Source organism: Thioalkalivibrio sp. XN8 (assembly GCF_011058255.1).
Classification (GTDB): Bacteria; Pseudomonadota; Gammaproteobacteria; order Steroidobacterales; family XN24; genus XN24.
The window spans coordinates 62706-89180 of sequence record NZ_JAALFH010000062.1 but is presented as its reverse complement, the minus strand read 5'-3'; the positions used below and the strand labels follow the sequence as shown (position 1 = coordinate 89180).

At 68.3% G+C, this 26475-nt stretch carries 21 protein-coding genes, 1 pseudogene and 2 riboswitches; of the genes and pseudogenes, 9 read left to right on the top strand and 13 right to left on the bottom strand.

Annotated features, from left to right (window positions below):
• Nucleotides 1–245 precede the first annotated feature (245 nt).
• From G6N75_RS09155 to galE, 5 genes are all read right to left on the bottom strand, one after another.
• Nucleotides 246–914: a PEP-CTERM sorting domain-containing protein gene (locus G6N75_RS09155; RefSeq protein WP_165348045.1), complete on the bottom strand. Its 669-nt coding sequence runs from the start codon at nucleotides 912–914 to the stop codon at nucleotides 246–248.
• 251 nt (nucleotides 915–1165) lie between these two features.
• Nucleotides 1166–3361 carry a fibronectin type III domain-containing protein gene (locus G6N75_RS15560; RefSeq protein WP_165348044.1) on the bottom strand — a complete coding sequence of 732 codons (2196 nt, stop codon included), beginning with the start codon at nucleotides 3359–3361 and terminating at the stop codon, nucleotides 1166–1168.
• Between the two features lie 174 nt (nucleotides 3362–3535).
• Nucleotides 3536–3623: riboswitch (cyclic di-GMP riboswitch) on the bottom strand.
• A 158-nt stretch (nucleotides 3624–3781) separates the two neighbouring features.
• A riboswitch (cyclic di-GMP riboswitch) is annotated at nucleotides 3782–3867 on the bottom strand.
• Between the two features lie 193 nt (nucleotides 3868–4060).
• The gene (locus G6N75_RS09145) at nucleotides 4061–4447 is read right to left on the bottom strand and encodes a type II toxin-antitoxin system VapC family toxin (protein ID WP_165348043.1); all 387 of its coding nucleotides are present in this window, start codon (nucleotides 4445–4447) and stop codon (nucleotides 4061–4063) included.
• On the bottom strand, nucleotides 4447–4665 hold the full coding sequence (locus G6N75_RS09140; protein ID WP_206203034.1) for a type II toxin-antitoxin system prevent-host-death family antitoxin: 219 nt from the start codon (nucleotides 4663–4665) through the stop codon (nucleotides 4447–4449). Before G6N75_RS09140 ends, G6N75_RS09145 begins: the two co-directional genes overlap by 1 nt.
• 192 nt (nucleotides 4666–4857) lie before the next feature.
• A complete protein-coding gene (gene galE, locus G6N75_RS09135) occupies nucleotides 4858–5844 on the bottom strand; it encodes a UDP-glucose 4-epimerase GalE (protein WP_165348041.1) in 987 nt (328 codons plus the stop codon).
• 314 nt (nucleotides 5845–6158) lie between these two features.
• On the opposite strand from galE, the gene typA reads away from it, so the two are divergent.
• The 4 genes from typA (at nucleotide 6159) to G6N75_RS09115 (ending at nucleotide 13689) form a co-directional block, all read left to right on the top strand.
• A complete protein-coding gene (gene typA, locus G6N75_RS09130; RefSeq protein WP_165348040.1) occupies nucleotides 6159–7985 on the top strand; it encodes a translational GTPase TypA in 1827 nt (608 codons plus the stop codon).
• An 86-nt stretch (nucleotides 7986–8071) separates the two neighbouring features.
• Nucleotides 8072–11623 (top strand): EAL domain-containing protein, encoded by a 3552-nt coding sequence (locus G6N75_RS09125; RefSeq protein WP_165348039.1) that lies wholly within the window; start codon nucleotides 8072–8074, stop codon nucleotides 11621–11623.
• A gap of 67 nt (nucleotides 11624–11690) precedes the next feature.
• A complete protein-coding gene (locus G6N75_RS09120) occupies nucleotides 11691–12551 on the top strand; it encodes an N-formylglutamate amidohydrolase (RefSeq protein WP_206203033.1) in 861 nt (286 codons plus the stop codon).
• 1 nt (nucleotide 12552) lies between these two features.
• The gene (locus tag G6N75_RS09115) at nucleotides 12553–13689 is read left to right on the top strand and encodes a carboxylate-amine ligase (protein WP_165348038.1); all 1137 of its coding nucleotides are present in this window, start codon (nucleotides 12553–12555) and stop codon (nucleotides 13687–13689) included.
• On the opposite strand, the gene G6N75_RS09110 is transcribed toward G6N75_RS09115, so the two are convergent.
• Genes G6N75_RS09110 through G6N75_RS09100 form a run of 3 tightly spaced genes read right to left on the bottom strand, consistent with a single transcriptional unit; the run spans nucleotide 13667 to nucleotide 15465 of the window.
• Nucleotides 13667–13954: a PilZ domain-containing protein gene (locus G6N75_RS09110; protein WP_165348037.1), complete on the bottom strand. Its 288-nt coding sequence runs from the start codon at nucleotides 13952–13954 to the stop codon at nucleotides 13667–13669. The two genes, G6N75_RS09115 and G6N75_RS09110, sit on opposite strands and share 23 nt — an antisense overlap.
• 46 nt (nucleotides 13955–14000) lie before the next feature.
• Nucleotides 14001–14873, bottom strand: a complete 873-nt coding sequence (locus tag G6N75_RS09105; protein ID WP_165348036.1) for a DUF6544 family protein — start codon at nucleotides 14871–14873, stop codon at nucleotides 14001–14003.
• A 16-nt stretch (nucleotides 14874–14889) separates the two neighbouring features.
• Nucleotides 14890–15465, bottom strand: a complete 576-nt coding sequence (locus G6N75_RS09100) for a DUF4136 domain-containing protein (protein WP_165348035.1) — start codon at nucleotides 15463–15465, stop codon at nucleotides 14890–14892.
• A gap of 142 nt (nucleotides 15466–15607) precedes the next feature.
• On the opposite strand from G6N75_RS09100, the gene G6N75_RS09095 reads away from it, so the two are divergent.
• Together G6N75_RS09095 and G6N75_RS09090 are read left to right on the top strand one after the other, a co-directional pair.
• A complete protein-coding gene (locus tag G6N75_RS09095) occupies nucleotides 15608–16360 on the top strand; it encodes a peptidoglycan-binding protein (RefSeq protein ID WP_165348034.1) in 753 nt (250 codons plus the stop codon).
• 44 nt (nucleotides 16361–16404) lie between these two features.
• A pseudogene (locus G6N75_RS09090) lies at nucleotides 16405–17490 on the top strand (serine hydrolase domain-containing protein); the annotation flags it as partial.
• 149 nt (nucleotides 17491–17639) lie between these two features.
• Here the strand turns inward: G6N75_RS09090 and G6N75_RS15305 are convergent.
• Nucleotides 17640–18347: a PEP-CTERM sorting domain-containing protein gene (locus G6N75_RS15305; RefSeq protein ID WP_165348032.1), complete on the bottom strand. Its 708-nt coding sequence runs from the start codon at nucleotides 18345–18347 to the stop codon at nucleotides 17640–17642.
• Between the two features lie 52 nt (nucleotides 18348–18399).
• Between G6N75_RS15305 and G6N75_RS15110 the strand changes: the two genes are divergently transcribed.
• On the top strand, nucleotides 18400–18666 hold the full coding sequence (locus G6N75_RS15110; RefSeq protein WP_206203032.1) for a hypothetical protein: 267 nt from the start codon (nucleotides 18400–18402) through the stop codon (nucleotides 18664–18666).
• Here the strand turns inward: G6N75_RS15110 and G6N75_RS09080 are convergent.
• The 3 genes from G6N75_RS09080 to G6N75_RS09070 all read right to left on the bottom strand — a co-directional run bounded on the left by G6N75_RS09080 (nucleotide 18663) and on the right by G6N75_RS09070 (nucleotide 23210).
• Entirely contained in the window at nucleotides 18663–20597 is a 1935-nt protein-coding gene (locus G6N75_RS09080) for a multiheme c-type cytochrome (RefSeq protein WP_206203031.1), read from the bottom strand. The genes G6N75_RS15110 and G6N75_RS09080 overlap by 4 nt on opposite strands.
• The gene (locus tag G6N75_RS09075; RefSeq protein ID WP_165348031.1) at nucleotides 20582–21556 is read right to left on the bottom strand and encodes an HAD family hydrolase; all 975 of its coding nucleotides are present in this window, start codon (nucleotides 21554–21556) and stop codon (nucleotides 20582–20584) included. The genes G6N75_RS09080 and G6N75_RS09075 overlap by 16 nt, the downstream gene beginning before the upstream one ends.
• A 76-nt stretch (nucleotides 21557–21632) precedes the next feature.
• Complete coding sequence (locus tag G6N75_RS09070) at nucleotides 21633–23210, bottom strand: arylsulfatase (protein ID WP_165348030.1); 1578 nt, start codon at nucleotides 23208–23210, stop codon at nucleotides 21633–21635.
• Nucleotides 23211–23318: 108 nt separating this feature from the next.
• Between G6N75_RS09070 and G6N75_RS09065 the strand changes: the two genes are divergently transcribed.
• The gene (locus G6N75_RS09065; RefSeq protein WP_206203030.1) at nucleotides 23319–24011 is read left to right on the top strand and encodes a Crp/Fnr family transcriptional regulator; all 693 of its coding nucleotides are present in this window, start codon (nucleotides 23319–23321) and stop codon (nucleotides 24009–24011) included.
• Nucleotides 24012–24031: 20 nt separating this feature from the next.
• Nucleotides 24032–25015, top strand: a complete 984-nt coding sequence (dusA, locus tag G6N75_RS09060) for a tRNA dihydrouridine(20/20a) synthase DusA (protein ID WP_165348028.1) — start codon at nucleotides 24032–24034, stop codon at nucleotides 25013–25015.
• Between the two features lie 13 nt (nucleotides 25016–25028).
• Here the strand turns inward: dusA and G6N75_RS09055 are convergent, their stop codons facing one another.
• Complete coding sequence (locus G6N75_RS09055; RefSeq protein ID WP_165348027.1) at nucleotides 25029–26456, bottom strand: M28 family peptidase; 1428 nt, start codon at nucleotides 26454–26456, stop codon at nucleotides 25029–25031.
• Nucleotides 26457–26475: the final 19 nt, after the last annotated feature.

The window sequence follows — 26475 nt, the reverse complement described above, 5'->3', positions numbered from 1 at the left end:
TTTAACCAGACCTCTAGGTGTGCTTGGGCGCAGTTCCTAGAAACGTTCTCAAGAAACGTGTACAGCTGGTTGTTGCAATGCGGAAAATCGGCTCAGGAAGGCTTGTTTGAGCCGGTCAGTGCCGGGCAGGCATATCAGGCGTTGCGCAAGTGGCGCGCAGGACAGCGCAGCACGCGCAAAAAGAAAGGGCCCCGAAAGGGGCCCTTGCAAGGTCGGCTCGAAGGAGCCGTAGACGTGTCTGTCTGTCAGCCGCGGCGGCGCATCAGGCCGACGCCGAGCAGTCCGAGGCCGAGCAGGGCGAGGGTGCCGGGCTCGGGGACGGCGGCGACGAAGTGGATACGGGCGACCAGGTCGTCATAGTCGTCGTCGTTAGTGGCGCCCGAGTCGTCCCAGAACAGAACCCAGGAAGTCGGAGTCTCCTCGAGGAAGCCGATACTCCGGTAGCCGTTGTCGCCGTACTGTTCAATCAGCGACGCAGGATCGTCGTTATAGGCGCACTTCATGGAGTCTCCAATCGAGTTGCCACCATCCGTGCAGATACCGAATGGCAGCGCGCCGGCAACGACGTTGAACAGGCTTGACCATTGGCCAGAAGCGGGCGGCGATCCCGTGGTGAAAACAGTGGGCTGGCCATTGAATGTCAGAACCAGGCTGTTCGTGTAGCCGGCTTCCTTGTAAAGGTACTGGAACTTGACTTGGCCGTCCTTAGTCGCCTCCAGCTGGCCGAAGTCGATCGTAGCGTTCTCGAACTCGCTGTAGTCGTACTTCGCCCCGAGCGTCGCGGACGTCGGATCCCCTGCCTCCGGAAACTGCGACTGGTCCAGGATCAGGTCGGCGCTGGCCGTTCCCGAGAAGCACGCCAGGGGCAGTGCGACGGCCGAAACCTTGAGCGCCTTGGAAATCTTGCGAATCATGCAGCGAATCCTTTGTGAACACTGTAACTTGTCTGCTCACAAGATATGCATGTCGCGTGCCAAGCGGGATAAGGGTCTATAAAACAGTGGCTTGAGAGGGCCAGCCAAGACGGAGTAACCGTGAACCGTAAAGTGTGCCGACGTGAACTACGTCACACTTTTCCCCGACCAAAAAAAAGCGGACCGCATCGCGGTCCGCACCAAGGGAAGCGGCCTCGCGGCCGTTGCACTGCTCCCGGAATCGTGGTCGGTCAGATCGTCTTGCTGACCACCTGTGATTTCGCGCTCTCGAGCCCGTCCTCGCACACGGCGCTGACGGCGAAGTACCAGGTGCCTTCGTCGAGGTTGTCGATGAAGTAGCTCGTGATGCCGCCGCTCACGGTCACCACCTGCTCGAGGTTGGCGGCGTCGCGGCCGTAGTAGATGCGGTAGCTGGTGATGGTGCCGATGGCCGAGCCGTCCACGCGCTCGGTCGGCGGCGTCCAGCTCAGGTTGGCGGAGCCCAGCACGGGCGCCGGCTCGGTCACCGTCAGGGTGAAGGCCGGCAGGCTGGCGGTCGCCTCGCCGTCGCTGACGCTGATCACGATGCCCTGGTAGGCGCCGGCGCTGCCGGCCGGGGCCGTGCCGGACAGCCGGCCGGTCGAGCTGTCGATGCTCAGCCAGGCGGGCGCGCCGCTGACAGAGAAAGTCAACGTATCGCTGTCGGGGTCGGAGACGCTGGGCGTGAAGCTCCAGGACTCGCCGACCAGGATCGAGGTCGTGGGCGGCGTGCCGGAGATCGTCGGCGCCTGGTTGGGCGGCGGCGGCGGCGCGGTCACCGTCAGGTCGAAGGCCGGCAGGCTGGCGCTGGCCTCGCCGTCGCTGACGCTGACGACGATATAAAGGTGCGTGCCCACGTTGCTGGTCCCGGGGGTGCCCCACAGGCGGCCGGTCGCGCTGTCGAAGCTCAGCCAGGCCGGCTTGTTGTCCACCGAGAAGGTCAGCGCGTCGCCGTCGGCGTCGTACGCCTGGGGCTGGAAGCTCCAGGCATTGCCGGCCTCGACGCTGGTCGTCGGCGTGCCGGAGATGGTCGGCGCGGCGTTGGGCGGCGGCGGCGGCGGAGTCGGATCGGGATCCGGGTCAGGCGTCGGCGTGGGATCCGGATCCGGGGTCGGATCGGGGTCAGGGTCGGGCGTCGGGGCCGGGTCCGGGTCGGGATCCGGGGTCGGCGCGGGATCGGGGTCCGGGGTCGGTTCGGGGTCCGGCGTGGTCTCCGGCGGCGCTTCGCCGCGGCCGACGGCGTTGATTACGTCGAGCTGCGTCTCGGCGGCGAAGGCCGTGTCGAGGGTGGCCTGCTCGAGCAGGATGTCGATGTCGGCGGGCAGCGCCGCGGCCAGGTCGGCCGGCAGCGCGCCGGGCGCCAGGGCCTGCAGGGCCGCGATGGCGTCGTCGAGGCGCGAGTCGGCGGCCAGGGTCCGCGCCGCCTGCAGCGCGCGCACGGCCTGGTCGATGGCTTCGGCCGGGATAGCGATGTTGGCCGTGTTGTTCTCGGCGGGCGTGTCGGGGCGCACCTGGCGGATCGCGTTGTCCATCGCGCTGGTGGCGTCGAAGCCATAGACGTGCAGGCGGTTGGCGATCGCCTGCAGCAGCACGGCGGCGCTGGCCACGTTGGCCACGGCGGCGGTGCGGGCATCGACGCCGTCGGCGCCGAGCCCGTCGATCCAGCCGTCCACCAGGTCGGCGGTCAGGCGCTCGACTACGACGTTGCCGTCGATGCTGGCGCCGGTGATGACCAGCGCGTCGCGCGTGCGGCGGATCATCTCGCCCAGGGTCTCGCTGGTCTTGACGATGATATGGACGTTGCTTTCGTCGATCGGCGTGTTGGCCGGGTCGGGGATGATCGCCGGGTCCAGCCCGAAGCCGTAGCGGGTGGTGACGGCATGGTGGGCGGCGGTCACGGTCGAGTCCTCGATGCCGCCGTTGCGCCGCGCGGTCTCGAAGATCAGGGTGGTGAAGGGGTTGATGTTGCTGATGGTGCGCTCGTTCGGCTTCGCGATCGCCGTGACGAGGCGGAAGTCGGGCGCCATGCCGGTGACGAGGTCGATGCCTTCGTCGGCCTCGATGCCCAGGGCGTAGTTCTTGCCGCGGGTCTTGATGACGATGTCGTAGTCGGCGCTGGCGCTGCTCTCGGATTCCATCAGCAGCGAGCCGTTGTTGGCGCGCACGCGGATTCGCGCGCCGACGATCGGGCCGTCGCCCACGCTGCCAATGACGCGGTTCTCGATGATGTCCGTGTCCGGAGGCGTCGTCGTCGCGGGCGGCGGGGTCGTAATTGCGGGCGGCAGTTCGGCGGCCGAGCCGTGCGACCCGTCGACCATTTCCTCGAGCTTGCAGCCGCCCAGCGTCAGCAGGGAGACGGCGGCCAGCGCGGCGAGTGCTGAAGTTAAATAGTTGTTCCGGATAGCCACGGCGAAACCTCGCTTCGCAACATGGCCACGGAAAAGTTCAACTCACGGGATGCAGTGCAGAGCGGGTGGCGCAGCAGGTCGCTGCGCCGGCGGGAACGCGCCGGGCTGGGCAATCGGTGGCTGAGCCGTTGTCGGTGGGCAAGCCTGAGCTGTATGCCGATTCTGTCCATGTTTCCTGGCGGCCCCGCTATCTTAGGATTTGGAGTCCCTTAGACCGGAGGCTTTGCGTCCCCACCTTTCGGTGAGTTTGCCTTTTTCAGTGGCCCTTTCGTCTTCGAATGGTCGATCCCGTTACCGGGTCGTACCGACCAGGGCAAACCGCCTCGAGGCGAGGCTGCCGGGGGCGTCGAGACTGGGGGTTGCCGAGGAAGAGAGTGCGCCCAGGAGGAGGGGGGGAGTCGTAGCGCGAACCTCTGTTTGTCTGGCAACCCCGCTGTCGTAGGACGACGTCCTTTAGACCGGTGGCTTTGCGTCCCCGCCTTTCGGCGGGTTTGCCCTTGTCAGTGGGATTGAAGGTAGCGGCGGGGGCGGGAAAAAGCAACGAAGTTTCGTGACTCGGGTCACGGTTTTGGGAACTATTGGGGTCGGACCAACTTAAGTTATTGAAATTGTTTCGAAGAGTTATCGAAAAAGGCCCCTGGCGGGGCCTTGCGTGACACAAAAGGGCGGGTTTTGTGTCGTGCAAGGGGACGCGCCGGGTCAGGTGCCGGCGGCGAGCACCCGGATCCCGTATGCGCTGAAATGGTTGTCTGCGGTCAGCAAGAGCAGGCCTTCGGCCTGCGCCTGGGCGATCAGCATCCGGTCGAAGGGATCGCGGTGGTGTGGCGGCAGCGCGCCGGCCTGCTCACCGTGAAAGAAGGTAACGGGAAGATGGGCGAACCCGCTTCGCTCGACTTCGCGCTCGAGGTCGCGGGGCGCGTCGAGCTTGCCGAGCGCGCGTTTGATCCCGATCTCCCAGCCAGTCGCCGCGCTGACGAATACCGTGTTGTCGGAATCGGCAATCAGTTGGTGCGCTTCATGCCCTAGCCGCGGGTCATCGACTAGCCACCACAGGAAGACGTGGGTGTCCAGAAGCAGGCGTTCCATCAATCCTGCTCGAAGTCCTCGAGCACGGCCGCAGGCGTTGCGTCGAAGTCGGGCGCGATAGTGATGCGGCCTTTCAGTCGGCCCGGCTCGCGTGGTCCTCGGCCAGGGCGGTGCGGCACCAGGTCCATGCATGGCTTGCCGGCGCGCGCGATGACGATGGTCTGGCCCTGCTCGACGAGTTCGGCGAGCCTTGAGAGTTGTGACTTGGCCTCGTGCATGTTGACTTTCATAGCGTTTGGATCGCTGGCTGGTACATGATTAGCTAAATTTAGTCGATCTCTGAGCATGACTCAAGATTCATCCATAAGCCATTAGTATTCAATGCTTAATTTCTATGCCTAATCGAGGGGAAGCTGGGGTTGACGGTCGGGTCCATGTCCTAGGGACAGTCCCCGGGACAGTCCCCAAACCTACGCGCCGTACCGCGGCGTCCGCTCCCAGGCCAGCGACGACGCCACGATCCCATCGAGATCGTCATGCTTCGGCGTCCAGCCGAATAGCTCGCGGATCCGTGCGGCGTCGGCCACCAGCGACGGCGGATCGCCGGCGCGGCGCTCGGCCTCCCGCACGGGAAGCGGCTGGCCGGTGACGCGCTCGAAGGCCTGGACCACCTCGCGCACGCTGTAACCGTGGCCGTAGCCGCAATTGAGTACCTGCGACTCGCCGCCGGCCCGCAGCCACGCGAGCGCATCGAGATGCGCCGCGGCCAGGTCCTCGACGTGGATGTAGTCGCGCACGCCGGTGCCGTCGGGCGTGTCGTAATCGGTGCCGAAGATCGTGAGCGCCTCGCGCTTGCCGGTCGCGACCTCGGCCCCGACCTTGACCAGCAGCGTGGCCTTCGGCGTGGACTGGCCGATGCGGCCCTCGGGATCAGAGCCGGCGACGTTGAAGTAGCGCAGGGCGACGTAGCTCGGCCCGCCGGCCGCAGCCAGGTCGCGCAGCATCCATTCGCTCATCAGCTTCGACGTGCCGTAGGGGTTGATCGGCGCGTTCGGCGAGTCCTCGCGCGCAACGCCGCCTGCCGGGATGCCGTACACCGCGGCGGTGGAGGAGAACACGATGTGCTTCACACCGGCCTCGGCCGCGCATTGCAGGAGGTTGCGCGTGGAGCAGGTGTTGTTGCGGTAGTACTTCAGCGGGTCGGCGACGGACTCGGGCACGATCGTGTGCGCGGCGAAGTGCATGATCGTGTCGATGTCGTGCTCGGCCAGGATCTTCGCGACCAGCTCGCGGTCGCCGGTGTCGCCGACCACGAGCTCGCCGTGGGTCACCGCCTCGGCGAACCCGGTGCAGAGATTGTCCAGCGTGACGACACGTTCGCCCGCCTCGCCGAGCTGCTGCACGACGTGGCTGCCGATGTAGCCGGCGCCGCCGGTGACCAGGATTCCATTAGGCATCGGGTGACTCTTCCTAGGGACTAAGGCTCGGGATGATAAGGGCTAAGCGGGTCGGACCGACATAACGGATTGTTTTATTTGTGAAACAGGTCCCAGGAGGCCGGGTTTTCTGGCCTTACGTGACAGCAGATCCCCGCTTTCGTGTCGGGTAAGGAATTACATCGATTTGCGAGTACAATGCGCGGCCGCCCTCGCGGGCGCTTACATCGCACAAAACCCCCGGTTTCGTGTCACGCAAGGCCCCTTTCGAGGGGCTTTTTCCACCCTAAACCAAACAGATTCAATCACCTACGACGGTCCGACCCCGTACATCTATGAACCTCAGGAACATCGCGATCATCGCTCACGTCGACCACGGCAAGACCACCCTGGTCGACAAGCTGCTGAAGCAGTCCCAGACCCTCGCGGATCGCGAGGAGCTGCAGGAGCGGGCGATGGACTCGAACCCGCAGGAGCGCGAACGGGGCATCACGATCCTCGCCAAGAACACCGCCATCCGCTGGAACGACTACCGCATCAACATCGTCGACACGCCGGGCCACGCGGACTTTGGCGGCGAGGTCGAGCGTGTCCTCTCCATGGTGGACTCCGTCCTCCTCCTCGTCGACGCCGTAGACGGCCCCATGCCGCAGACCCGCTTCGTGACCCGCAAGGCCTTCGACCACGGCCTGAGGCCGATCGTGGTGATCAACAAGGTGGACCGCGAGGGCGCCCATCCGCACCGCGCCGTGGAGCTGACCTTCGACCTCATGGACAGCCTCGGCGCCAGCGACGAGCAGCTGGACTTCCCGATCGTCTATGCCTCGGCCCTGCTGGGCCGGGCCGGCTTCGACCCGGAGCACCTGGCCGAGGACATGCAGCCGCTGTTCGAGACCATCGTCAATCGCTGCCCGCCGCCCGACGTCGACCCGAACGGCCCGCTACAGCTGCAGCTCAGCGCGCTGGACTACTCGAGCTACGTCGGCGCGATCGGCATCGGCCGCATCAAGCGCGGCCGCCTCATGCGGAACATGCCGGTGACGGTGGTCGGCGCCGACGGCACCAGGCGCAGCGAAAAGGTCATGCAGGTCTACTCCTTCCTCGGGCTGAAGCGCATCGAGGTGCCCGAGGCGCAGGCCGGCGACATCGTCGCCTTCGCCGGCATCGAGCACCCGCTGATCTCCGACACCCTCTGCGACCCGGCCAGGCCCGAGGCGCTGCCGCCGCTCACGGTGGACGAGCCGACCATCCAGATGAGCTTCGAGACCAACGACTCGCCCTTCGCCGGCCGCGAGGGCAAGTACGTGACCAGCCGCCAGCTGCGCGAGCGCCTCATGCGCGAGGCCGTGCACAACGTGGCGCTGCGGGTCGAGGACACGGCAGACCCGGAGCGCTTCCTGGTCTCCGGCCGCGGCGAGCTGCATCTGTCGGTGCTGCTCGAGACCATGCGCCGGGAGGGCTACGAGCTGGCCGTCTCCCGCCCGCACGTCATCACCCGCGAAACCGACGAGGGCGTCACCGAGGAGCCGTGGGAGCACGTGACTCTCGACATCGAGACCCGCCACCAGGGCGCCAGCATGGAGCAGCTCGGCAGCCGCGGCGGCGAGCTGCTGGACATGCGCCCCGATGGCGCCGGCCGCGTGCGCCTCGACTACCTCGTACCTTCCCGCGGGCTGATCGGCTTCCAGTCGGAGTTCCGCAGCATGACCTCGGGCACCGGCCTGCTGCACCACGTCTTCGACCGCTACGCGCCGGTGAAGTCCGGGCCGCTGGCCCAGCGCCCCAACGGCGTGCTGATCGCCAACGCCACCGGCAAGGCGCTGGCCTACGCGCTGTTCAACCTGCAGGAGCGCGGCCGGCTGTTCACCGCCCCGGGCGACGAGGTCTACGAGGGCCAGGTGGTCGGCATCCACAGCCGCGACAACGACCTGACCGTGAACCCGCTCAAGGCCAAGCAGCTGACCAACATCCGCGCCGCCGGCAAGGACGAGAACCTCAACCTGAGCCCGGCCATCCGCCTGACCCTGGAGCAGGCGATGGAGTTCATCGACGACGACGAGCTGGTCGAGATCACCCCGGCGGCGATCCGGGTCCGCAAGCGGTTCCTCAAGGAGCACGAGCGCAAGCGCGCCGAGCGCAGCGGCGCCGGCCTTAAAGCGTGAGCTTAATCACGCTTTGCATCCCCATGATCTACCTATAGTTCATGTCACTAGCGGCATTATGTTCAGCCGCGACGGACAGGGCTTGCATGCACCCGATCCTGAAACAGCAGCTCCAGGCTGCGCTGGGCCAGGGAGCGCCGGAGAAATCCCGCTTCCAGGCGCTCGTGCAAACCGTGCACGAGCAGTACCGGCGCTACGAGAAGGAGCTGATGGACCTCGAGCAACGGCTGGCCGATGCCGAGCGCCGGGCGTCTGCGCGGCTGGAAGTGGCCGGCGACGGCGGGCTGCAGGTCCTGCTGGACAACATCAAGGACGGCATCATCTCGGTCGATGCGCTCGGCCGCATCCGCTCCATGAACCTCACCGCCGAGCGCATGTTCGGCCGCCAGGCCACTGAGCTGGTCGGCCAGAGCCTCGGCCTGATCCTCGACATTCCCGGCGCCCGGCGCGAGGGCGACTACCTCAAGGAACTGTCCCGGGTCCGGGAGAACACCCAGCTCGACCTGTCCCCGACCGCCGGCAGGGGCCGGCGCGCCGACGGGCGCAAGTTCCCGCTCGACATGGTAGCCAGCGCCACCGAGGTGGACGGCCGCAAGATCTACGTGCTGGCCATCCGCGACAACAGCGAGCGCCTCGAGGCCGAGCGTGCCCTGCGCGAGAGCGAGGCCCGCTACCGCTCGCTGGTGGACAGCGCCCCGGAAGCGATCGTGGTGCTGGACCCGGCGACGGGCCGCTTCGTCGACGCCAACGACCAGGCCCTGAAGCTGCTGCGCACCAGCCGCGTGAAACTGCTGGAGAAGGGGCCGGGGGATTTCAGCCCGCCCGAGCAGCCGGACGGGCGCGACTCGGCGACGGCCGCGCGCGCCGTGGTGCAGGAAGCGCTCGCCGGCAGCGGGGACTGCTTCGAGTGGACCCACCGCGACAGCAAGGGCGAGCTGATTCCCTGCGAAGTGCGCCTCACGCCGGTGAAGGTCGAAGGCAAGGTCATGGTCCGCGGCTCGATCATCGACATCCGCGCGCGCAAGCGCGGCGAGCTGCAGGCCGCGGGCGAGCGCAGCGTCCTCGAGCGCATCGCCGCCAGCGCGCCGCTGCCGGAGATCCTCGCTGCCTGCGCCGAGATCGTGACCAGCATTGCGCGCGGCATGCAGCCCGCGTTCTTCGTGCTGGAGGACAGCGCCGAGAACCTGGAGCTGCTGGCGGCCCCGGGGCTGCCGGAAGCTTTCCGCAACGCGGTCGGGCGCATCCGGTTCGCCGATCTCGAGCACCAGTCGACCTCCTCGCGCTCCCTCGACGAGACCTTGTGTATGGCGGACATCGGCACCGCGCCGGTCTGGGCGAGGCACCGCGCGGTGGCCGCCCAGTACGGTTACGAGGGCTGCTGGTCGGCCCCGATTCGCGACGCCGACGGCCGCGTGCTGGGCGCTTTCGCTGTCTACCACGGCAAGTCCGGCGCGTCGGTCCTGCACCAGCTCGACCTGTTCGACCGGGTCATCCAGCTGGCCGGCATCGCCATCGCCCGCAAGCGCGACGAGCGCGCCCTGCGCGCCAGCGAGCGCCGCTACCGCGGGCTGTTCGAGAAGGTGCTCGACGGCGTCTACCAGGTGTCGATGGACGGGCGCTTCATCGCCTGCAACCCCAGCCTGGTGCAGATGCTCGGCTACGAGTCGGAAGAAGAGCTGATGGCGATGCCCAGCACCGCCGCGCTGTACGTCGATCCGGAGGAGCGCGCGGTGTTCCAGGAGGCGCTCAACCGCGAGGGCAACCTGCGCAACGCCGAGCTGCGCCTGCGGCGCAAGGACGGCAGCGAGATCGTGGTGCTGGAGAACGCCCGCACCATCCTGGACGAGCACGGCAAGCCGATCGGCCACGAGGGCACGCTGTCGGACATCACCGAGCGCAAGCGCGCCGAGCTCGCCGTGCAGGCCGAGAAGGAGCGGGCGCAGGTCACCCTGAATTCCATTGCCGACGGCGTCATCACCACCGACAACGCGGGCATCGTCGACTACCTCAACCCGGTGGCGGAAACCCTGACCGGCTGGCCGCTGGAACAGGCCCGCGGCCGCCCGGTGAGCGAGATCATGTCGCTGCGGCACGAGACCAAGGGCCACACGCTGGACAACCCGGCGGAGGTCTGCCTGCGCGAGGGCAACGTCACCGAGGTCGGCCAGCACTCGGTGCTGATCTCCCGCGACGGGCGCGAGATCCCGATCCAGGACTCGGCGGCGCCGATCCGCGACACTGCCGGCCAGGTCGCCGGCGCCGTGGTCGTCATCCACGACGTCAGCAAGGAGCGGCAGCTGCGCCGCCAGCTGGCGCACCACGCCGCCCACGATTCCCTCACCGGCCTGATCAACCGGCGCGAGTTCGAGCTGCGGCTGAAGCACTCGCTGGCCACCGCCCGCGAGGGCCAGCATCACGTCCTGCTGTACGTCGATCTCGACCAGTTCAAGGTGGTCAACGACACCTGCGGCCACACCGCCGGCGACCAGCTCCTGAAACAGATCACGGCGCTGATCCGCGGCCTGGTCCGCTCTTCGGACACCGTGGCGCGGCTCGGCGGCGACGAGTTCGGCGTGCTGCTGGAGGGCTGCTCGCTCGAGCGTGCGGTGGAGATCGCCGACGACATGCGCGCGGCCATCCGCGGCTACCGCTTCGTGGCCAAGGACGCGGCGTTCGAGATCGGCGCCTCCATCGGCCTGGTGACCATCGATTCGAACTCGGACAACATCGAGTCGCTGCTCTCGGCGGCCGACGTGGCCTGCTACTCGGCCAAGGACCTCGGCCGCAACCGGGTGCACGTCTACCAGCAGGCCGGCGCGACGGAGCGGCATGCCGAGATGCAGTGGGTCTCGCGCGTCACCCGGGCGATCGACGAGAACCGCCTCGAGCTGTACTTCCAGCCGATCGTGCCGATCGGCGAGACCGCCGACCGCCGCGGCCACTACGAGCTGCTGGTGCGGATGCGCGACGAGAACGGCCGGATGGTGCCGCCCAACGCCTTCATCCCGGCGGCCGAGCGCTACAACATGATGCCCATGGTCGATCGCTGGGTCGTGACGCAGGTGCTGGAGAACCTGGTCTACCGGCCGGCGGAGGGCGACGACGGGCGTGACGGTTACCTGATGTCGATCAACCTCTCGGGCACGTCGCTGAACGACGACAAGTTCCTCGAGTTCCTGGTCGGCGCCATCGACGAGCACCAGCCGGCGCCGGGCACGATGTGCTTCGAGATCACCGAGACGGCGGCGATCCAGCGCCTCGAGCGGGCGGCGCATTTCATGAACGAGTTGAAGGCCCGCGGCTGCGAATTCTCCCTGGACGACTTCGGCAACGGCCTGTCGTCGTTCAGCTACCTGCAGAACCTGCCGGTGGACTACATCAAGATCGACGGCAATTTCGTGCGCAACATCGCCTCCAACCATGTGCACCAGTGCATGGTCGACGCCATGCACCGGGTCGGCAAGGCGATGGGCATCCGGATGATCGCGGAGCACGTCGAGTCCCGCGTGACCCTCGAGGTGCTGGAGAAGATCGGCGTCGAGTTCGTGCAGGGCTATCACATCGCCGCGCCGGCCTCGGTCAAGCGTTTTCCGCGCCTGGCGGCGCGCAACGGCCGCCCCAGCCTCAAGTTGGCGTAATGGGGACTGTCCCGGGGACTGTCCCCGGGACTGTCCCCACGCGTCCACCCTTAGGTACACTCGGTCCATGAGCAGGACCGCGGGCACCATGCCCGGTGTCCGGGAACCCGCGGCCCGCGAGGCCGGCCCGGCCGCCCACCAACATGCGCCATTGATCGGCCCCGGCGAGCCCGGGCCGTTCCGCGTGGTCAATTCCCAGGGCCGCGCGCGCCTGCTCCTGGTCTGCGATCACGCCAGCAACCGCATCCCGGCGCCGCTGGAGAACCTCGGCCTGGACGAGCTGGCCCTCGGCCGCCATATCGCCTGCGACATCGGCGCGGGCGAAGTGACCGAGCGCCTCTCGCAGCGGCTCGACGCGCCGGCCGTGCTGGCCAGCTACTCGCGGCTGGTGGTGGACTGCAATCGCGGCCTCAGCGACCCGACCTCGATCCTGGCCGTCAGCGACGGCGAGTTCATACCGGGCAACCAGGGCCTGGACGAGGAGCAGAAGGCCGAGCGCGCGCGCCAGTTCTTCCATCCCTACCACGACGCCATCCGGCGCCGGCTGGAGAGCTTCGAGCGCCGCGGCATCGTGCCGGCCTTCGTGGCCATCCACAGTTTCACCCCGATCTTCAAGAACGTCCGTCGCCCCTGGCAGATCGGCATCCTGTGGGATGCCGACCCGCGGATTCCCGTGCCGCTGATGCAGGCACTGCGCGCGCAGGGAATCAACGTCGGCGACAACGAGCCGTACTCGGGCAAGGCGCCCGCCGACCACACGGTGGACCACCATGCCGAGGGCGGGGGGCTGCCCCACGTGTCGATCGAGATCCGCCAGGACCTGGTGGATCATCCGGACGGGGTGGCGCGCTGGGCGCGCATCCTCGGCGACGCGCTGGCGCAGATCCTCGCGGACGAGAGCTTGTACAGGAGGTTCGGGGAGGCCTGAAATGAGCGATACAGAGCCCAGTTTCTCGATCGGCGTGGAGGAGGAATACCTGCTCGTCGACCGGGAAACGCGGAACCTCGTCACCGACATGCCTGAGTCGATGATCGAGGACTGCGAACACGAGATGGAGGCCGTCGGCCAGGTCAGCCCGGAGTTCCTGCGGGCGCAGATCGAGGTCGGCACCAAGGTCTGCCGCAACATCAGCGAGGTGCGCGAAGACCTGGCGCGGATGCGCGACTGCGTGATCCGGGTCGCCGACCGCCACGGCTGCGCGCCGATCGCGGCTTCGACGCATCCCTTCGCCCACTGGCTCGACCAGCGCCACACCGCCAAGGAGCGCTACGACAACCTCGGCCGGGAGCTGCAGGCGACGGCGCGGCGGCTCCTGATCTGCGGCATGCACGTGCACGTCGGGATCGAGGACGAAGAGACCCGCATGGACCTGATGGGGCAGTTCGCCTACTTCCTGCCGCACCTGCTCGCCCTGTCCTGCTCCTCGCCCTTCTGGGAAGGCCAGAACACCGGGCTGAAATCTTTCCGCCTGACCGTGTTCGACGCCCTGCCGCGCACCGGCATGCCGGAGAGTTTCGCCAGCTGGGCGGAATACGAGCGCCACGTCGAGCTGATGGTGCACGCCGGCCTGATCGAGGACGGCACCAAGATCTGGTGGGACGTGCGGCCGAGCGCGCGCTACCCGACGCTCGAGACGCGGGTGATGGACGTGTGCACGCGCATCGACGACGCGGTGTGCATCGCCGCGATCAATGTCTGCCTGCTGCGCATGCTGTATCGCCTGCGCCGGTCCAACCAGCGCTGGCGCACCTATGCGCGCATGCTGCTGATGGAGAACCGCTGGCGGGCGATGCGCTACAGCTTCGACGAGGGCCTGGTGGACCTGGGGCGCGGCGAGATCGTGCCCCACGCGGAGAACCTGGGCGATCTCATCGAGCTGATCCGCGAGGATGCCGAGGCGCTGGGCTGCACCGCCGAGGTGGAGCACGCCTGGAAGATCATGGAGCGCGGCACCAGCGCGCACCGCCAGGTGGCGGCCTACGAGCGCGCGCTGGCGGGCGGCGCCTCCGAGCACGAGGCGCTGCAGGCGGTGGTGGACCTGCTTATCGAGGAGACGCGGGTGTAAGCGCCGCCATGCGCATGCCGACGCCGCGGGCGGTGGCGTGCGTGACGACGGCGCGCTTGCGGTGCAGCCGGATCAGTCCCTGCACCGGCACATGGAACACCAGCTCGACCAGCGTCCCGGTGGCCAGCTCGGGATGCTGGCCGGCGATGAACACGCCGCGCGCGGAGAGGTTCAGCGCCCGCGCCTGCTTGCGGATGCCGCCGACGTCGATATGAACGTTGGTGGCGACCGGGCGGCGTTGCGCATGGCGTCTCTCGTAGAGCATGGGCCCGAGCATACCCAAAGCCGGGGCGAGGGGAAATCCGCCGGCGTTACGTTAAATCGTCCCCGGGGCGGGCCGCCGGCGCGGCGCCGAGCTGCGGCAGCCGGATCGCCTCGAGGTCGGCCTTGAAGAAAGGGAAATAATCCGGCGTGCCGATCAGGTTGCCGCCCTCGACCCGGAACGGCAGCCGGTAGCCGCCGACCTGCCGAAAATCCCCGAGCTCCCCGCCGAAGGGCTGTTCCCGGTACTGCTGCTCCGGGTTGGCGTTGCTCCAGCGCTGGATCACCACCCGCTCGGGTTGCCCGTCGGGTCCCACCGTCAGCTCCACGTCCTGGACGAAGCCGCCATAGCTGACGATCGCCCGCGCCCGGTTGGCGTCCACCGGCTCCCAGCGCACGTGCTCGCCCGGCAGCAGGCTGGCCGGCACCCAGAAGGCGCCCTCCGCGATCACGCGGCCGAAGGCGGAGCGGTGATGGTCCGGGCCGGCGGCGCGCACCACCGGCACCAGGCCGCCGAGCCAGAAGCGCGTCCAGGAGGTCGCCGGGGCGGCGCCGTCCGAGCCGCGAAACAGGTTCGTGCGCAACCGCCAGACCAGGCCGTGCGGCGGCGCCAGGACCTGCGTCGCCTGCATCGGCTGGTAGCGCGGCTCGTCCTTCGTGCCGAGGCCGATCTCGCCCCGCATCTCCAGCTCGACGACGGTGGCCAGCGGCGTGCCCGGCTCGATGGCGAAGGCGAAGAAGCGCCGGGCCGGTTCGGGCAGCGCCGCCACCATCTCGGGCGTGAATGCCGGCCCGGCAGACCCCGCCAGGGTCTCGAGTTTCCGGGCTAGCGCACGGTCCGCGCCGGCGTCCAGCGCGCGCCAGCCGAGGAGCACGCCGGCGACGAGAACGAGGCCGGCGACCAGGCTCAGGAAGGCGGTCATGCGACGCTGCTACGCGCTAGGTGCCGCCAATCTTGGTCGGGTAGAAGGCGAACAGCTCGGTCACCACCTTGTCGATCGCCTCGCGGGGATTCTGCATGGCCTCCTTGGTGAGGCGGCCCTCGGCGACGCCCTCCCAGATCAGCATCTGGCGGTCCGCGTCGACCACGTCGATGTTGGCGGTACCGACCTTGTAGTCCACCGTCTCGATCTGGGTCTCATAGACCGGGAAGGGCGCGTAGAGCCCGCCGCGATAACCGTAATAACCCGTGTAGCCCATCACCGGCGACGGCCGCGAGCGGACCTCGGTCTTCTCGGTCGAGCTGGCGTTGAAGTTCACCAGCAGGTCGGGGTCCTGCTCGGTGTAGGTGTAGCCCAGCCGCTCCATCTCCCGGCGCGTGGCGCTCTTGAAATGCTGGGTCACCAGCGAGGAGTAGCCGGCCTGGTCCGTGCCGAGTTCGTCGAAGAACCCGTAGGTCCGGTACTGGCTGAAATCCACCGTCGGGTCATAATCCACCCGGTAATTCGGCGTGGAGGCGCAGCCGGCTGCCACCGCGACAAGCGCGGCGACGAGCGTCAGCTTCATCAGTTTCATGGCTTGGTCCTCTCGAGCTGTGATACTGGTAACGCTAGACCACGGCCGGCCGGGGGGCAAGGAAACTTCGCAATCGCATGCGCGCGCGCACCGGGCACCAGCACCATCCAGGACCATCCGGGACGCCGGCGGGGCGCCGGCCGTGAGCGGCTTGTGGCCCGTGCTGCTGGTGGCGCTGCTGCCGGCCGCCGGGAACTTCCTCGGCGGCATGATCGCCGATACCACCCGGGCTCCGCCGAGGGTGCTCAACTGGGCGCTGCATGCCGCGGCCGGGATCATCATCGCCATCGTCGCGGTCGAGCTGGTTCCGGCGGCACGCGGCGTGCTGGCCGGCTGGTGGATCGCCCTGGCCTTCGTGGCCGGCGGCGGCGCGTACATCGCGGTCAACTCGGCGGTGAAGCGCCTGCAGTCGAGCAGCGCGGCGGACGAGCGCCGGCGGATGTGGATGATCTACGCCGCGATCGCGGTGGACCTGGTCAGCGACGGGATCATGATCGGGACCGGCGCCGCCGTGTCGCTGCAGCTCGCCGTGGTCCTGGCGGCCGGCCAGGTCCTGGCGGACGTGCCGGAGGGCTACGCGGCGATGGCCAATTTCCGCGACAAGGGGGTGCCGCGCAAGACCCGCATCCTGTTATCCGCCTCGTTCTTCATCTTCGTGCTCGGCGCGACCCTGGTCGCCTACCTGCTGCTGAGGCACGCGCCCGATTCATGGCAGGCGGCCGGGCTGGTGTTCGCCGGCGCGCTGCTGCTGGTGGCCGCCGTCGAGGACATGCTGGAGGAAGCGCACGAGACCCGCGAAGACACGCGCGGCTCCGTACTGGCATTCGTCGGCGGCTTCGCGCTGTTCGTGCTGGTGTCGGCCGGGCTCGAGCGGGCCCTCGGCCAGGTGGGATAGACTCCTGCACCCTAATTGGCGACGGCAATCCACGGGGCTGACGCATGAACACCCGCACGCGCGACGTGCCCGTCTCGACGCTGGCGGTCATCTTGCTGTCGCTTGCGACGGGCCCCGGGTTCGCAGCCTCGCCTGAGGGCCTGCGCGATGCGCTGCAGGCGGAAGCGGCAGCGATCGTGCGCGATCACGGCCTGCCGGGCATGACGGTGGCGGTCGCCCGGCCCGACGGCCTGCGGGTGGAGGCGGCGGCGGGACTGGCGGAGGTCGAAACCGGCCGCGTGATGACGCCCGGGACTCCGATGCTCGCGGCGAGCATCGGCAAGACCTTCGTGGCCGCGACCGTGGTGGCGCTGGCGGCGGAGGGCAAGCTGGGGCTCGACGATCCGCTCCGGCGCTGGCTGGGCGACGAGGACTGGTACGGGCGCCTGCCGAACAGCGAGACCATCACGCTGCGGCACCTGCTCGGCCATCGCGCCGGGCTGCCCGACCACGTCCACGAGCCGGCGTTCGCCGCGGCCTGGCAGGCCGGCGCCACGTCGCTCCAGCCGCGCGAGCTGGTCGGACTGGTCCTCGAGCGTGAGCCCCTGTTCCCGGCCGGGGAGGGCTTCGCCTATTCGGACACCGGCTACCTGCTGCTCGGCCTGGTGATCGAACAGGTCACGGGCGCGCCCTGGGAGACGGCCGTGCAGCAGCGGTTCATCGAGCCGCTCGGCCTGGCGCAGACCGGGCCCTCGAACACGCGGCGCATTCCGGGGCTCGCGAACGGTTACGTGAGCCGGCCGAACTTCCTGGACCTGCCCCCAACTACGCTGGACCAGGACGGCGCGTTGCGCTGGGATCCCGCGGTCGAGGCCAGCGGCGGCGGTTTCTATTCGACGGCGGGCGACCTGGCGAGTTGGGGCGCCGCGCTGTTCTCGGGAACGGTCCTGCCGCCGGCTGCCGTCGACGACATGGTGGGCGGCGTAGCCGCCTCCGACGCCGATCCCGACTCGCGCTACGGCCTAGGCGTCGCGATCATCACCACGAGCCCTTGGGGCCCGAGCTACGGCCACCGCGGCTGGATCCCCGGCTACACCGCCAGCCTGCGCTTTTTCCCCGCGCACGACACGACCATCGCCTTCATGATCAACACGGACGCCGGGATCATCGACCAGGAACGGCCGGTCATGCGCGAGATCGAGGAGCGGCTGGCGGAAAAGGTATTGCATACGGTCGCAGCCAAAAAAAAGCCCCGCTACTTGAGCGGGGCTTTGTTCGAACAACAGCTTCTCTTGTTTCGTCAGATCTTCATCCTGCGACGTGCCGCGATTCCAATCAGGCCGAGGCCGAGGAGGGCCAGGGTGCCGGGCTCGGGGACCCTGCTGACCTCGATCAAGCCAATCGCGAAACCGCTCGGATGAGTTTCACTCCTGGCCACGATCTCAAACACCGATCCGCTGAAACCGGTCGCGAATGCGAAGTCGTCAATCGCGCCAAAGGTGCCCTTGGAGACGTTATCGACGAACAACTCGAAATCATCGCAGGGACCTTCAGCATCGTTGGAACTGCTGCAGTTCTTGTCGTTGCCAGCGTTGAAGTCGATTTTCAGCAGCGAGACCATGGTCTCGAACGTAAAGACGATGGACTCGCCTCTGTTGGCCTGGACCTGATCGTCTTGATTCGACTCGTTCGGCGACAAAACGGCAAGGCCAGAGTTGTCGGGTTTGACATCCTGCAACAGCGTAGCGTCACCGCCAGTATTCTTAGCAGTGGCAGCGACAGTCAGCCCATCCTTGAAGTATACGAGGCCATCTGCAGTTGTGGCGCAATAGTCGCCGCTGGTGACCGCGATACCGCTGCACGTGCTGCCCGTCGTGAAGGCGGTTGCGGCCGTCGGCGTGTCCGCGCCCGGGTTCTGGAAAACAAATTTCACGGGCGCTGCGTAGGCCGCACCTGCCATCGCAAACAGCCCGAGGGCGGCTGCCACGCTAGCAATTGATTTCTTCATGATCGGTCTCCGGTCTGTGTTGATCCAAGTTGCAATAAGATATGCAGGAATCATGCCGATCTGTGAAATACATACAAAACAGCATGTTACAAAATCGCCGCTGTTATTCGGCTCAGTACTTGTAAACTATCCCGACAGGATTTTTCTGTGTCCTTGCGGCTGGATCCCCGGCTACACCGCCAGCCTGCGCTTTTTCCCCGCGCACGACACGACCATCGCCTTCATGATCAACACGGACGCCGGGATCATCGACCAGGAACGGCCGGTCATGCGCGAGATCGAGGACCGGCTGGCGGCCCTCGTGCTCGGCCTGCCCTAGGGCGCGGCTTCCACTTCCTCGGCGAGCCGGAGGAGGGTCTCGTTCTTCGGGCTCGCCGCCAGGGCCTCGGCGAGGACAGCCCGCGCGGCTTCCCGCCCGCGCGTCGCCGCAGCGATTCGGACCAGCATCGCCCAGGCCTCGGTGCGCTGCGGGTCAAGCACCGTGGCTTCCCGGAACGCGCTCTCGGCCGCCGGGATATTGCGCATCGCCGCGGCCATCCCGCCGAGCACCAGATGAGTCTCCGGGAAGTCCAGCCGGTTCGACATCGCGTCCTGCCACTCGCCCATGGCGGCCGCGATTCGCTCTGCCACGCTCGCCGGCATGCGCGCGATCGGCGCCGCGATCATCTGCTTGGCGGCCTCGATGCGGACCGACCGATAGGGATCGGAAAGCAGGGGCAAGACGCGCGGCACCCCTTCATGCGGCGCAGCGGCGCGCTGGATCTGCAGCGCCGCGGCGCGGACCAGCGGGTCGGGGTCCTCGAGCAGCGGCGCCATCCGGGTCGCGGTATCGGGATCCGCCGCCTGGGCGATGAGCCAGAGGGCGGTGGCGCGGACGATCCCGGGCTGGGCGGTGTCGGCGGCGAGTTCGACCAGGCCGTCCCGCCCGGCGCGCGGATCGGCGCGCCCGCGGGCCAGCGCCTCGCCATAGTGCGGCCCGCGCCGGGGGCTGTCCGCATACCAGCCGGCGATGGCCGCCGCCGCCCACGCCGGGGTCTGGCCCTGGTGGCAATCCGTGCAGGCGTCGGGCCCGCCGGTCACTGCGGCCAGGTCCGGCCTCGGGATGCGGAAGCTGTGGTCGCGCCGGCCGTCCACGCCCATGTAGACCCGCTCGATCATGTGGCAGCTGCTGCATTGGGCGCCCGCGCTGCCGGGCTGGTGGAAATGATGGCGGGGGCTGTCGTAGTCGCCCCGCGCCGCTGCCGGGAACAGGGGATTCCCGGCCGGCGAGTGGCACTGGACACAGACGGCGTTGCCGTCGGCGACGAGGCGCGCGGAGTGCGCGTCGTGGCAGTCCAGGCAGCTGACGCCGTTGGCATACATCTTCGACTGCAGGAAAGAGCCGTAGACATAGACCTCGTCGAGGATCTGACCGTCGGGGTGGTACAGCCCCGGCCGCAGCGTCGCCAGGGTGTAGGCATCGTGATAGGGCGTGCCGGGGAGCGGGTTGCCGTCGCCATGGGCCTCGCGCCGGGAATGGCAGCCCGCGCACTGCTGGATCGTCGCCTCGACGCCGGCCCGCGCCAGGTCCAGGCTGAACCCCGCCGCGCCGAGCGCGGGATCGATCTCCTTGCCCGCCACCCAGTCAAGGTGGGCGCTGCCGGGCCCGTGGCAGGCCTCGCAGCCGACGCCGATCTCGGCCTGGGTGGAGGCATAGCGCCGGGCTCCGGCGTCGTAGTTCTTCTCGTAGCCGGTGGCGTGGCACTCGGCGCAACGGGCGTTCCAGTTCTTGTAGGGCCCGGTCCAGTGCAGCCCGTCGCCCGGCGGGAGGTCGCTGTCCGGGTAGAGGTGGAACCAGCGTTCCTGCTCGGTATCCCAGACGACGTCGAAGCTCTGCAGCCGGCCGGGTTCGGTTTCGAGCAGGTACTGCTGCAGCGGCTCGATCCCGGCGACCGAATGCACGCGATAGTCGCGCTTGCTGCCGTCCTTCTCGGTGACCTCGACATGGTAGTGCGCGCCCTCGCGGCGAAAGCGCGCCGTCATGCCGTCATGCGTGAAGGAGGTGCCGTCGAAGTCCGCCACCACCGTGTCCGGGCCCGGCAGGGTCCAGGCCAGGGCGTGGTGCGAACCGGACCACGCGGCGGCGGCCGCCTCGTGGCACCGTGCGCAGGCCGCCGAGCCCACGTAGTCCGGCGGCGTTGACGCCTGCGCCATGCCGCTGCCGGCCGACAGGGCCAGCAGGGCGGCGAGGGCGGTCAGTCTGCGGGCCAAATGGTGTTCCAGTCCCGGGCCATGTCCACGATCAGCCAGCCACGCTGCGGCCCTTCGTCGAGCCCCCGCTCGAGCTTGCCGATGTGGCTGTCCCGATCATAGGCGAATTCGCGCTCCGCGTCGGTGTGGTGCACCAGCATGGCGAAGCGCGGGCCCGCGCCGGCCATGGTGTACTCCAGCATCTGGAAGTCGCCGTCCGAGTTGCCGGCGGCAAAGATGGGGCGCTTGCCGATGCGGCTGTCGATGCCGACCGGTTTGCCCACCTTGTCATCCATGAACTCGATGCCCGGCAGCTTGACGATGGTCGGCACGCCGTCGATGACGCGGTACTCGGTCGGGGCTGCGCTGCCCATGACCTGCTGCGGCGGGATGCCGTAGGTTTCGGCCGCGAAGGCGCGCAGGAAATGCACGCCGCCGCCGGAGACGATCCAGGTCTGGAAGCCCTCGGCGCGCAGGTACTGCAACAGCTCCAGCATCGGCTGGTAGATCATCGCGTCGTAGCGGCGCCCGGTGGTCGGGTGGCGGGCGGACTCCAGCCAGGCCAGGACGTCGGCCTGGAAGTCCTCCACCGACATGCCGGCGTGGGAGACGGCGAGGACCTCCATGAGACCCTCCTTGCCGCCGGCCAGCATGCCCTTCACGTCACCGCCGGCGGCTGCCTCGAGCACCTCGGAGGTGAGGATGGCGGGGTCGGCTTCGGCCCTTTCCCTCAGCCGGTCGAGGGCATAGACCAGCTGGAAATAGACCGGCTGCTCGGCCCACAGGCAGCCGTCGTTGTCGAAAGTGGCGATGCGATCCGCCGGGAAGACGTAGTCGGCAGAGTCTGGATCGGTGACGCTCTGAACGAACTCGATGATCCGCGCTTTGGCCTCGGTGTCAGCCCAGGAGGGGAGGGGATCGGCGGCGAGCTGGGCGGCGAACAGCAACGCTGCTGCGCCCACGGCAAGAATACGATTCATGTCATTCGCTCCGGGTGGGCTGGTGCCTCAGGAGAGAGAGGATGGGAGGGCGCCAGGGCGGCGCCCTCCCGGCACATCAATTGCCGATACCGGACCTGAGCTTCTCTTCGATGGCAGAGAGGTTGAACGAGCCCGGGCTCTGGCTGGGCGGGTAGTCCTGCATGCTCTGCAGGAACCGTGCGGCCAGCGCCTGGATCGGCACGATCACGAAGGCGCGGTCGAGGAACCAGTCGTCGTAGGTGTTCGCGTTGTGCTGGGCCTTCTCGAACGGGTCCCGCCGCAGGTGGAACAGCAGCGGTACGCGCAGCTCGACGAAGGGCTCGCGCCAGACGCCGAAGGCCTCGCCGCGGTTCTCCAGGAACACGACTTTCCAGTCGTCGTAGCGCGCCGCCACAACCTGGCCGTCGTCGTTGACGTACCAGAACTCGCGTCGCGGCGACTGATTCGTCTTGCCGCTGAGATAGTCGGACAGGTCGTAGCCGTCGATGTAGTTGCGGTAGCTGCGACCGTTCAGCTTGACGCCCTTGCGCAGCTGTTGCTTGACGTCCGGGTTGCCCGCGAAGGCCGCGAAGGTCGGCAGCCAGTCCTCGTGGCTGACGATCCCGTTCAGCGTCTTGCCGGCCGGGAAGCGGCCCGGGAAGCGCACGAAGGCCGGGACGCGGTAGGCGCCTTCCCAGTTCGAGTTCTTCTCGCTGCGGAACGGCGTCGTCCCGGCGTCCGGCCAGGTGTTGTAGTGCGGCCCGTTGTCGGTCGAGTACATCACGATGGTGTTGTCCGCGATGCCCAGTTCATCGACCAGCGCCAGCAGCTCGCCGACGTGCATGTCGTGCTCGACCATGCCGTCGTGGTACTCGTTGCCGCTCGGCCCGGAGAGCCCGGTGTGCTCGTCGCGCACGTGGGTGCGGAAGTGCATGCGGGTGGCGTTCCACCAGACGAAGAAGGGCTTGTCGGCGCGCACGGCCTCGGTGATGAAGCGCTTCGCCGCGGCCACGGTCTCGTCGTCGATGGTCTCCATGCGCTTCTTGGTCAGCGGCCCGGTGTTCTCGATCCGGTGCTCGCCGTTGGGCAGCTTCCAGCTGTGGATGACGCCGCGCGGCCCGAACTGCTCGACGAAGGTCTTGCCGTTGGCCAGCACGAGGTCGCGAGGGTAATCCCGGTTCTCCGGCTCTTCCTCGGCATTCAGGTGATAGAGGTTGCCGAGGAACTCGTCGAAGCCGTGGTTGGTCGGCAGGTGCGTGTCGCGGTCGCCCTGGTGGTTCTTGCCGAACTGGCCGGTGGTGTAGCCCTGCGACTTCAGCACGGTGGCCATGGTGACGTCCGATTCCTGCCAGCCCTGCTCGGCGCCGGGCAGGCCGACCTTGGTCATGCCGGTGCGCACCGGCACGTTGCCGCCGATGAAAGCCGCGCGGCCGGCGGTGCAGCTCTGCTGCGCGTAGTAGTCGGTGAAGCTCAGGCCTTCCCGGGCGATGCGATCGATGTTGGGCGTCTCGTAGCCCATCATGCCGCGGTTGTTGTGGCTGATATTCCAGGTGCCGATGTCGTCACCCCAGATCACCAGGATGTTCGGCTTTTCAGCCGCGGTGGCCGCGCTGGCGCACAATCCCAGCGCCACGGCCCCGAGCAGGGCGCGGGCGCCCCGAAGCTGCTTTTTCATCACACAATCTCCCTTTCCGGCACGGCCGGGCCGTGTCAGTATCTTGGTTGCTCACGCGGTCGTGGACCCGACCGTCGCGCGCAGAATGCCAGCCTGGGGAGGGCGAGATTGGCTCATTTGGATCAATCAGCACGCGCCGATATAGGACGCCTCGGGATTCTCGGCCGGGTCGGCTGGCTGTCGCGCCAGCCGCCCGATTTCCAGGCTGCCGTAGCGCGGCTGGGACGCTGGCGCGAATACAAGCCGAGGGAAATCATCTACCTGGCGGGGGGCGCATCCGATGGCCTGTACGGTCTCGCCGACGGCACCCTGGAGATTTCCTTCCCGCTGGTCGGCGAGGAGGAGGTAACGGTACATCGCGCCGAGCCGGGCTTCTGGATCGGCGAGGCCTCGATCCTGGCGGGCCAGAATCGCTTCGTCACAGTGTCGGCAGCGACAGCGGTGCGCGCCCTGTTTCTTTCCCAGATCGAATTGCGGCGCATGATCGAGGCGAATCCGCGGTATTGGGGTGCGTTCTACGAACAGAGCGTGGGCAACCAGATCATCACGCTGACGCTGCTCGCAGAGGTGTTGTCACTGACGCCGCGCGCCCGGGTCGCGCGTGTGCTGCTGCGGCTCTCTGACGGCGAGGGCGTCGTCGCCGGCAGCCAGGAGGATCTCGGCCGCCTGCTCGGCATGACCCGTTCCAGTATCCGCCGCGCTATCGCAGACCTGACCGACAACGGGCTGATTTCTACCGGTTACGGCAAGCTGCGCATCCTGGACAAAACGGGCCTCGAAGGGCTGCAACGGGAAGCCTGAGCGCGTGGCACTTCTGTGAAATGAGCGACCCAACCGCATACCGGCGCATTCAGGTCGCCCCGATGATGGACTGGACCGATCGGCACTGCCGCTATTTCCTGCGGCTGCTCTCGCCGCACGCGCTGCTCTACACCGAGATGGTCACCGCCCAGGCGATCCGCCACGGCGACCGCGAACGGCTGCTCGGCTTCGACCCGGCGGAGCACCCGGTGGCGCTGCAGCTCGGCGGCTCGGAGCCCGGCATGCTGGCCGAAGCGGCGCGGATCGGCGCGGACTACGGTTACGACGAGATCAACCTCAATATCGGCTGCCCCAGCGACCGGGTGCAGTCGGGCCGCTTCGGCGCCTGCCTGATGGCCGAGCCCGCGCTGGTTCGGGACTGCGTGGCGGCGATGCGTGAGGTGGTGGACCGGCCGGTCACGGTGAAAAGCCGCATCGGCATCGACGAGCACGAGGACTACGGCTTCCTGCGCGACTTCGTCGGCACGGTGGCCGAGTCGGGCTGCACCGTGTTCGTGGTGCACGCCCGCAAGGCGATCCTGCGGGGACTGTCCCCAAAAGAGAACCGCGAGATTCCGCCGCTGCGCTACGAGTTCGTCTACCGGCTGAAGCAGGAATTTCCGCAGCTGACCGTGGTGCTCAACGGCGGCGTGCGTGACCTCGAGTCCGTGCATGCCCACCTGGCACAGGTGGACGGCGTGATGATCGGCCGCGAGGCCTACCACAATCCCTGTTTCCTGGCCGAGCTGGAACAGGCGCTCTACGGCACGGCGCCGCCGAACCGGGAAGAAGTCATGGGGCGCTACCTCGAATACATCGAGCGCCAGCTCGAGGCGGGGGTGCGGCTGTCGGCCATGACCCGCCACGTCCTCGGGCTCTACCTCGGTGAGCCCGGCGCGCGGCGGTGGCGGCGCCAGCTGGCGGAGGGTGCCTGCCGGTCCGGCGCCGGGGTCGAGGTGATCCGGGAGGCGATGGCCGCGCTCCCGGAGTCGCGCGCCTCATGACCGGCCTGACAGCCTAATTCTTCGGAAACTCCCCGAAGTCCCCCTCGACGTTGGCCGCGATCCATACCACCGCAGCGTAGGCGGCGACTGCCTGCTTGAGCGCCTCGGGATCGACCGTGGCCAGCGTGTCGTTGGCGGTGTGGTGCAGGTCGAAGTACTCCGTCGCGTCGTGGCGCAGCGACAGCACCGGCATCCCGCGCTCGCGCAGCGTGGACAGGTCGGCGCCGCCGATGGCGCTGTTGTCGCCCGCTTCGATGCCGAGCGGCTCGAGCACGCCCTGCATGGCCTCGATCACCGGGAAGGCGTGCTCGGCCACGCCGCTGTCGAAGCGGTAGATCACGCCGGCGCCGCCGTCGGCCTCGATCCCGACCACGTGCCGCGCCTCGGATTCCATCGCCGCGGCGGTGTAGGTGCGCGAGCCGTCGAGGCCGCGCTCCTCGTTGGCGTACAACACCAGGCGCACGGTGCGCGCCGGCCGCCCCGGCATCATGGCGATGAAGCGCGCCGTCTCCATCAGGATGGCGACGCCCGTGGCGTTGTCTTGCGCCCCGGTCCCGAGGTCCCAGGAGTCGAGGTGGGCGCCCATGATCACGATCTCGTCCGGCTTCTCGGCACCCCGGATGTCCGCGATGATGTTGGCCGAGCGCGCCGGCCCGAGCATGCGGGCGCTGGAATACAGGTACAGCCGCACTTCCTCGCCGGAGGCGAACTGGCCGCCGATCAGGTCGGCGTCCGGGTTGGAGACGGCGAAGGCGGGGATGCGCGGAATCCCTTCCGCATAGCGCAAGCCGCCGGTGTGGGCGACGCGGTCGTTCGAGGTGCCGACGGAGCGGATCACCAGCGCGACGGCGCCCCGTTCGGCGGCCACGGAGGGGCCGCGGCTGCGCTTCTGGACCGCCGGCCCGTAGCCGCTGCCGTCGCGCGCGCGTTCCATGCGCTCGTCGATGAACACGATCCGGCCGCGGACCTGCTCGGGCTTGGCCGCCTCGAGCTCGGCGAGGCTCTCGAAGCGCACTACCGGGGCCTCGATGCCTGCTTCGGGCGTGCCGACGCTGCGGCCCAGCGCGGTCGCGACCAGCGGCTGCGGGAAGGGGGCGGTGATCCGCACTTCCGCCGTGCCGCGCTCCCAGGCCGTGACCTCGACCGGCTGCGGCCGGATGTCGTCGAAACCCAGCTCGGCCAGGTTGGCCAGCGCCCAGGCCACGGCCGCGCGATCCGCAGCCGAGCCGGCCGGCCGCGGGCCGACCTCGGTCGTCAGCGACCAGGCGTGCTGCCAGGCGTTGCCCTCGGCCAGGGCCCGGTCGCGCAGCTCGGTCGCTTCCTTGACCAGCCGGGCCGAGGGCTCGGCGGCCGTCGCCAGGGCCGGCGCCAGCAGCGCAGCGGCCAGGGCGAGCAGGGGGCGGAAGAGGGGGTGACGCGGGGATGCGGCGAACGACGGCATCGGGCAGGCTCCGGGTGCT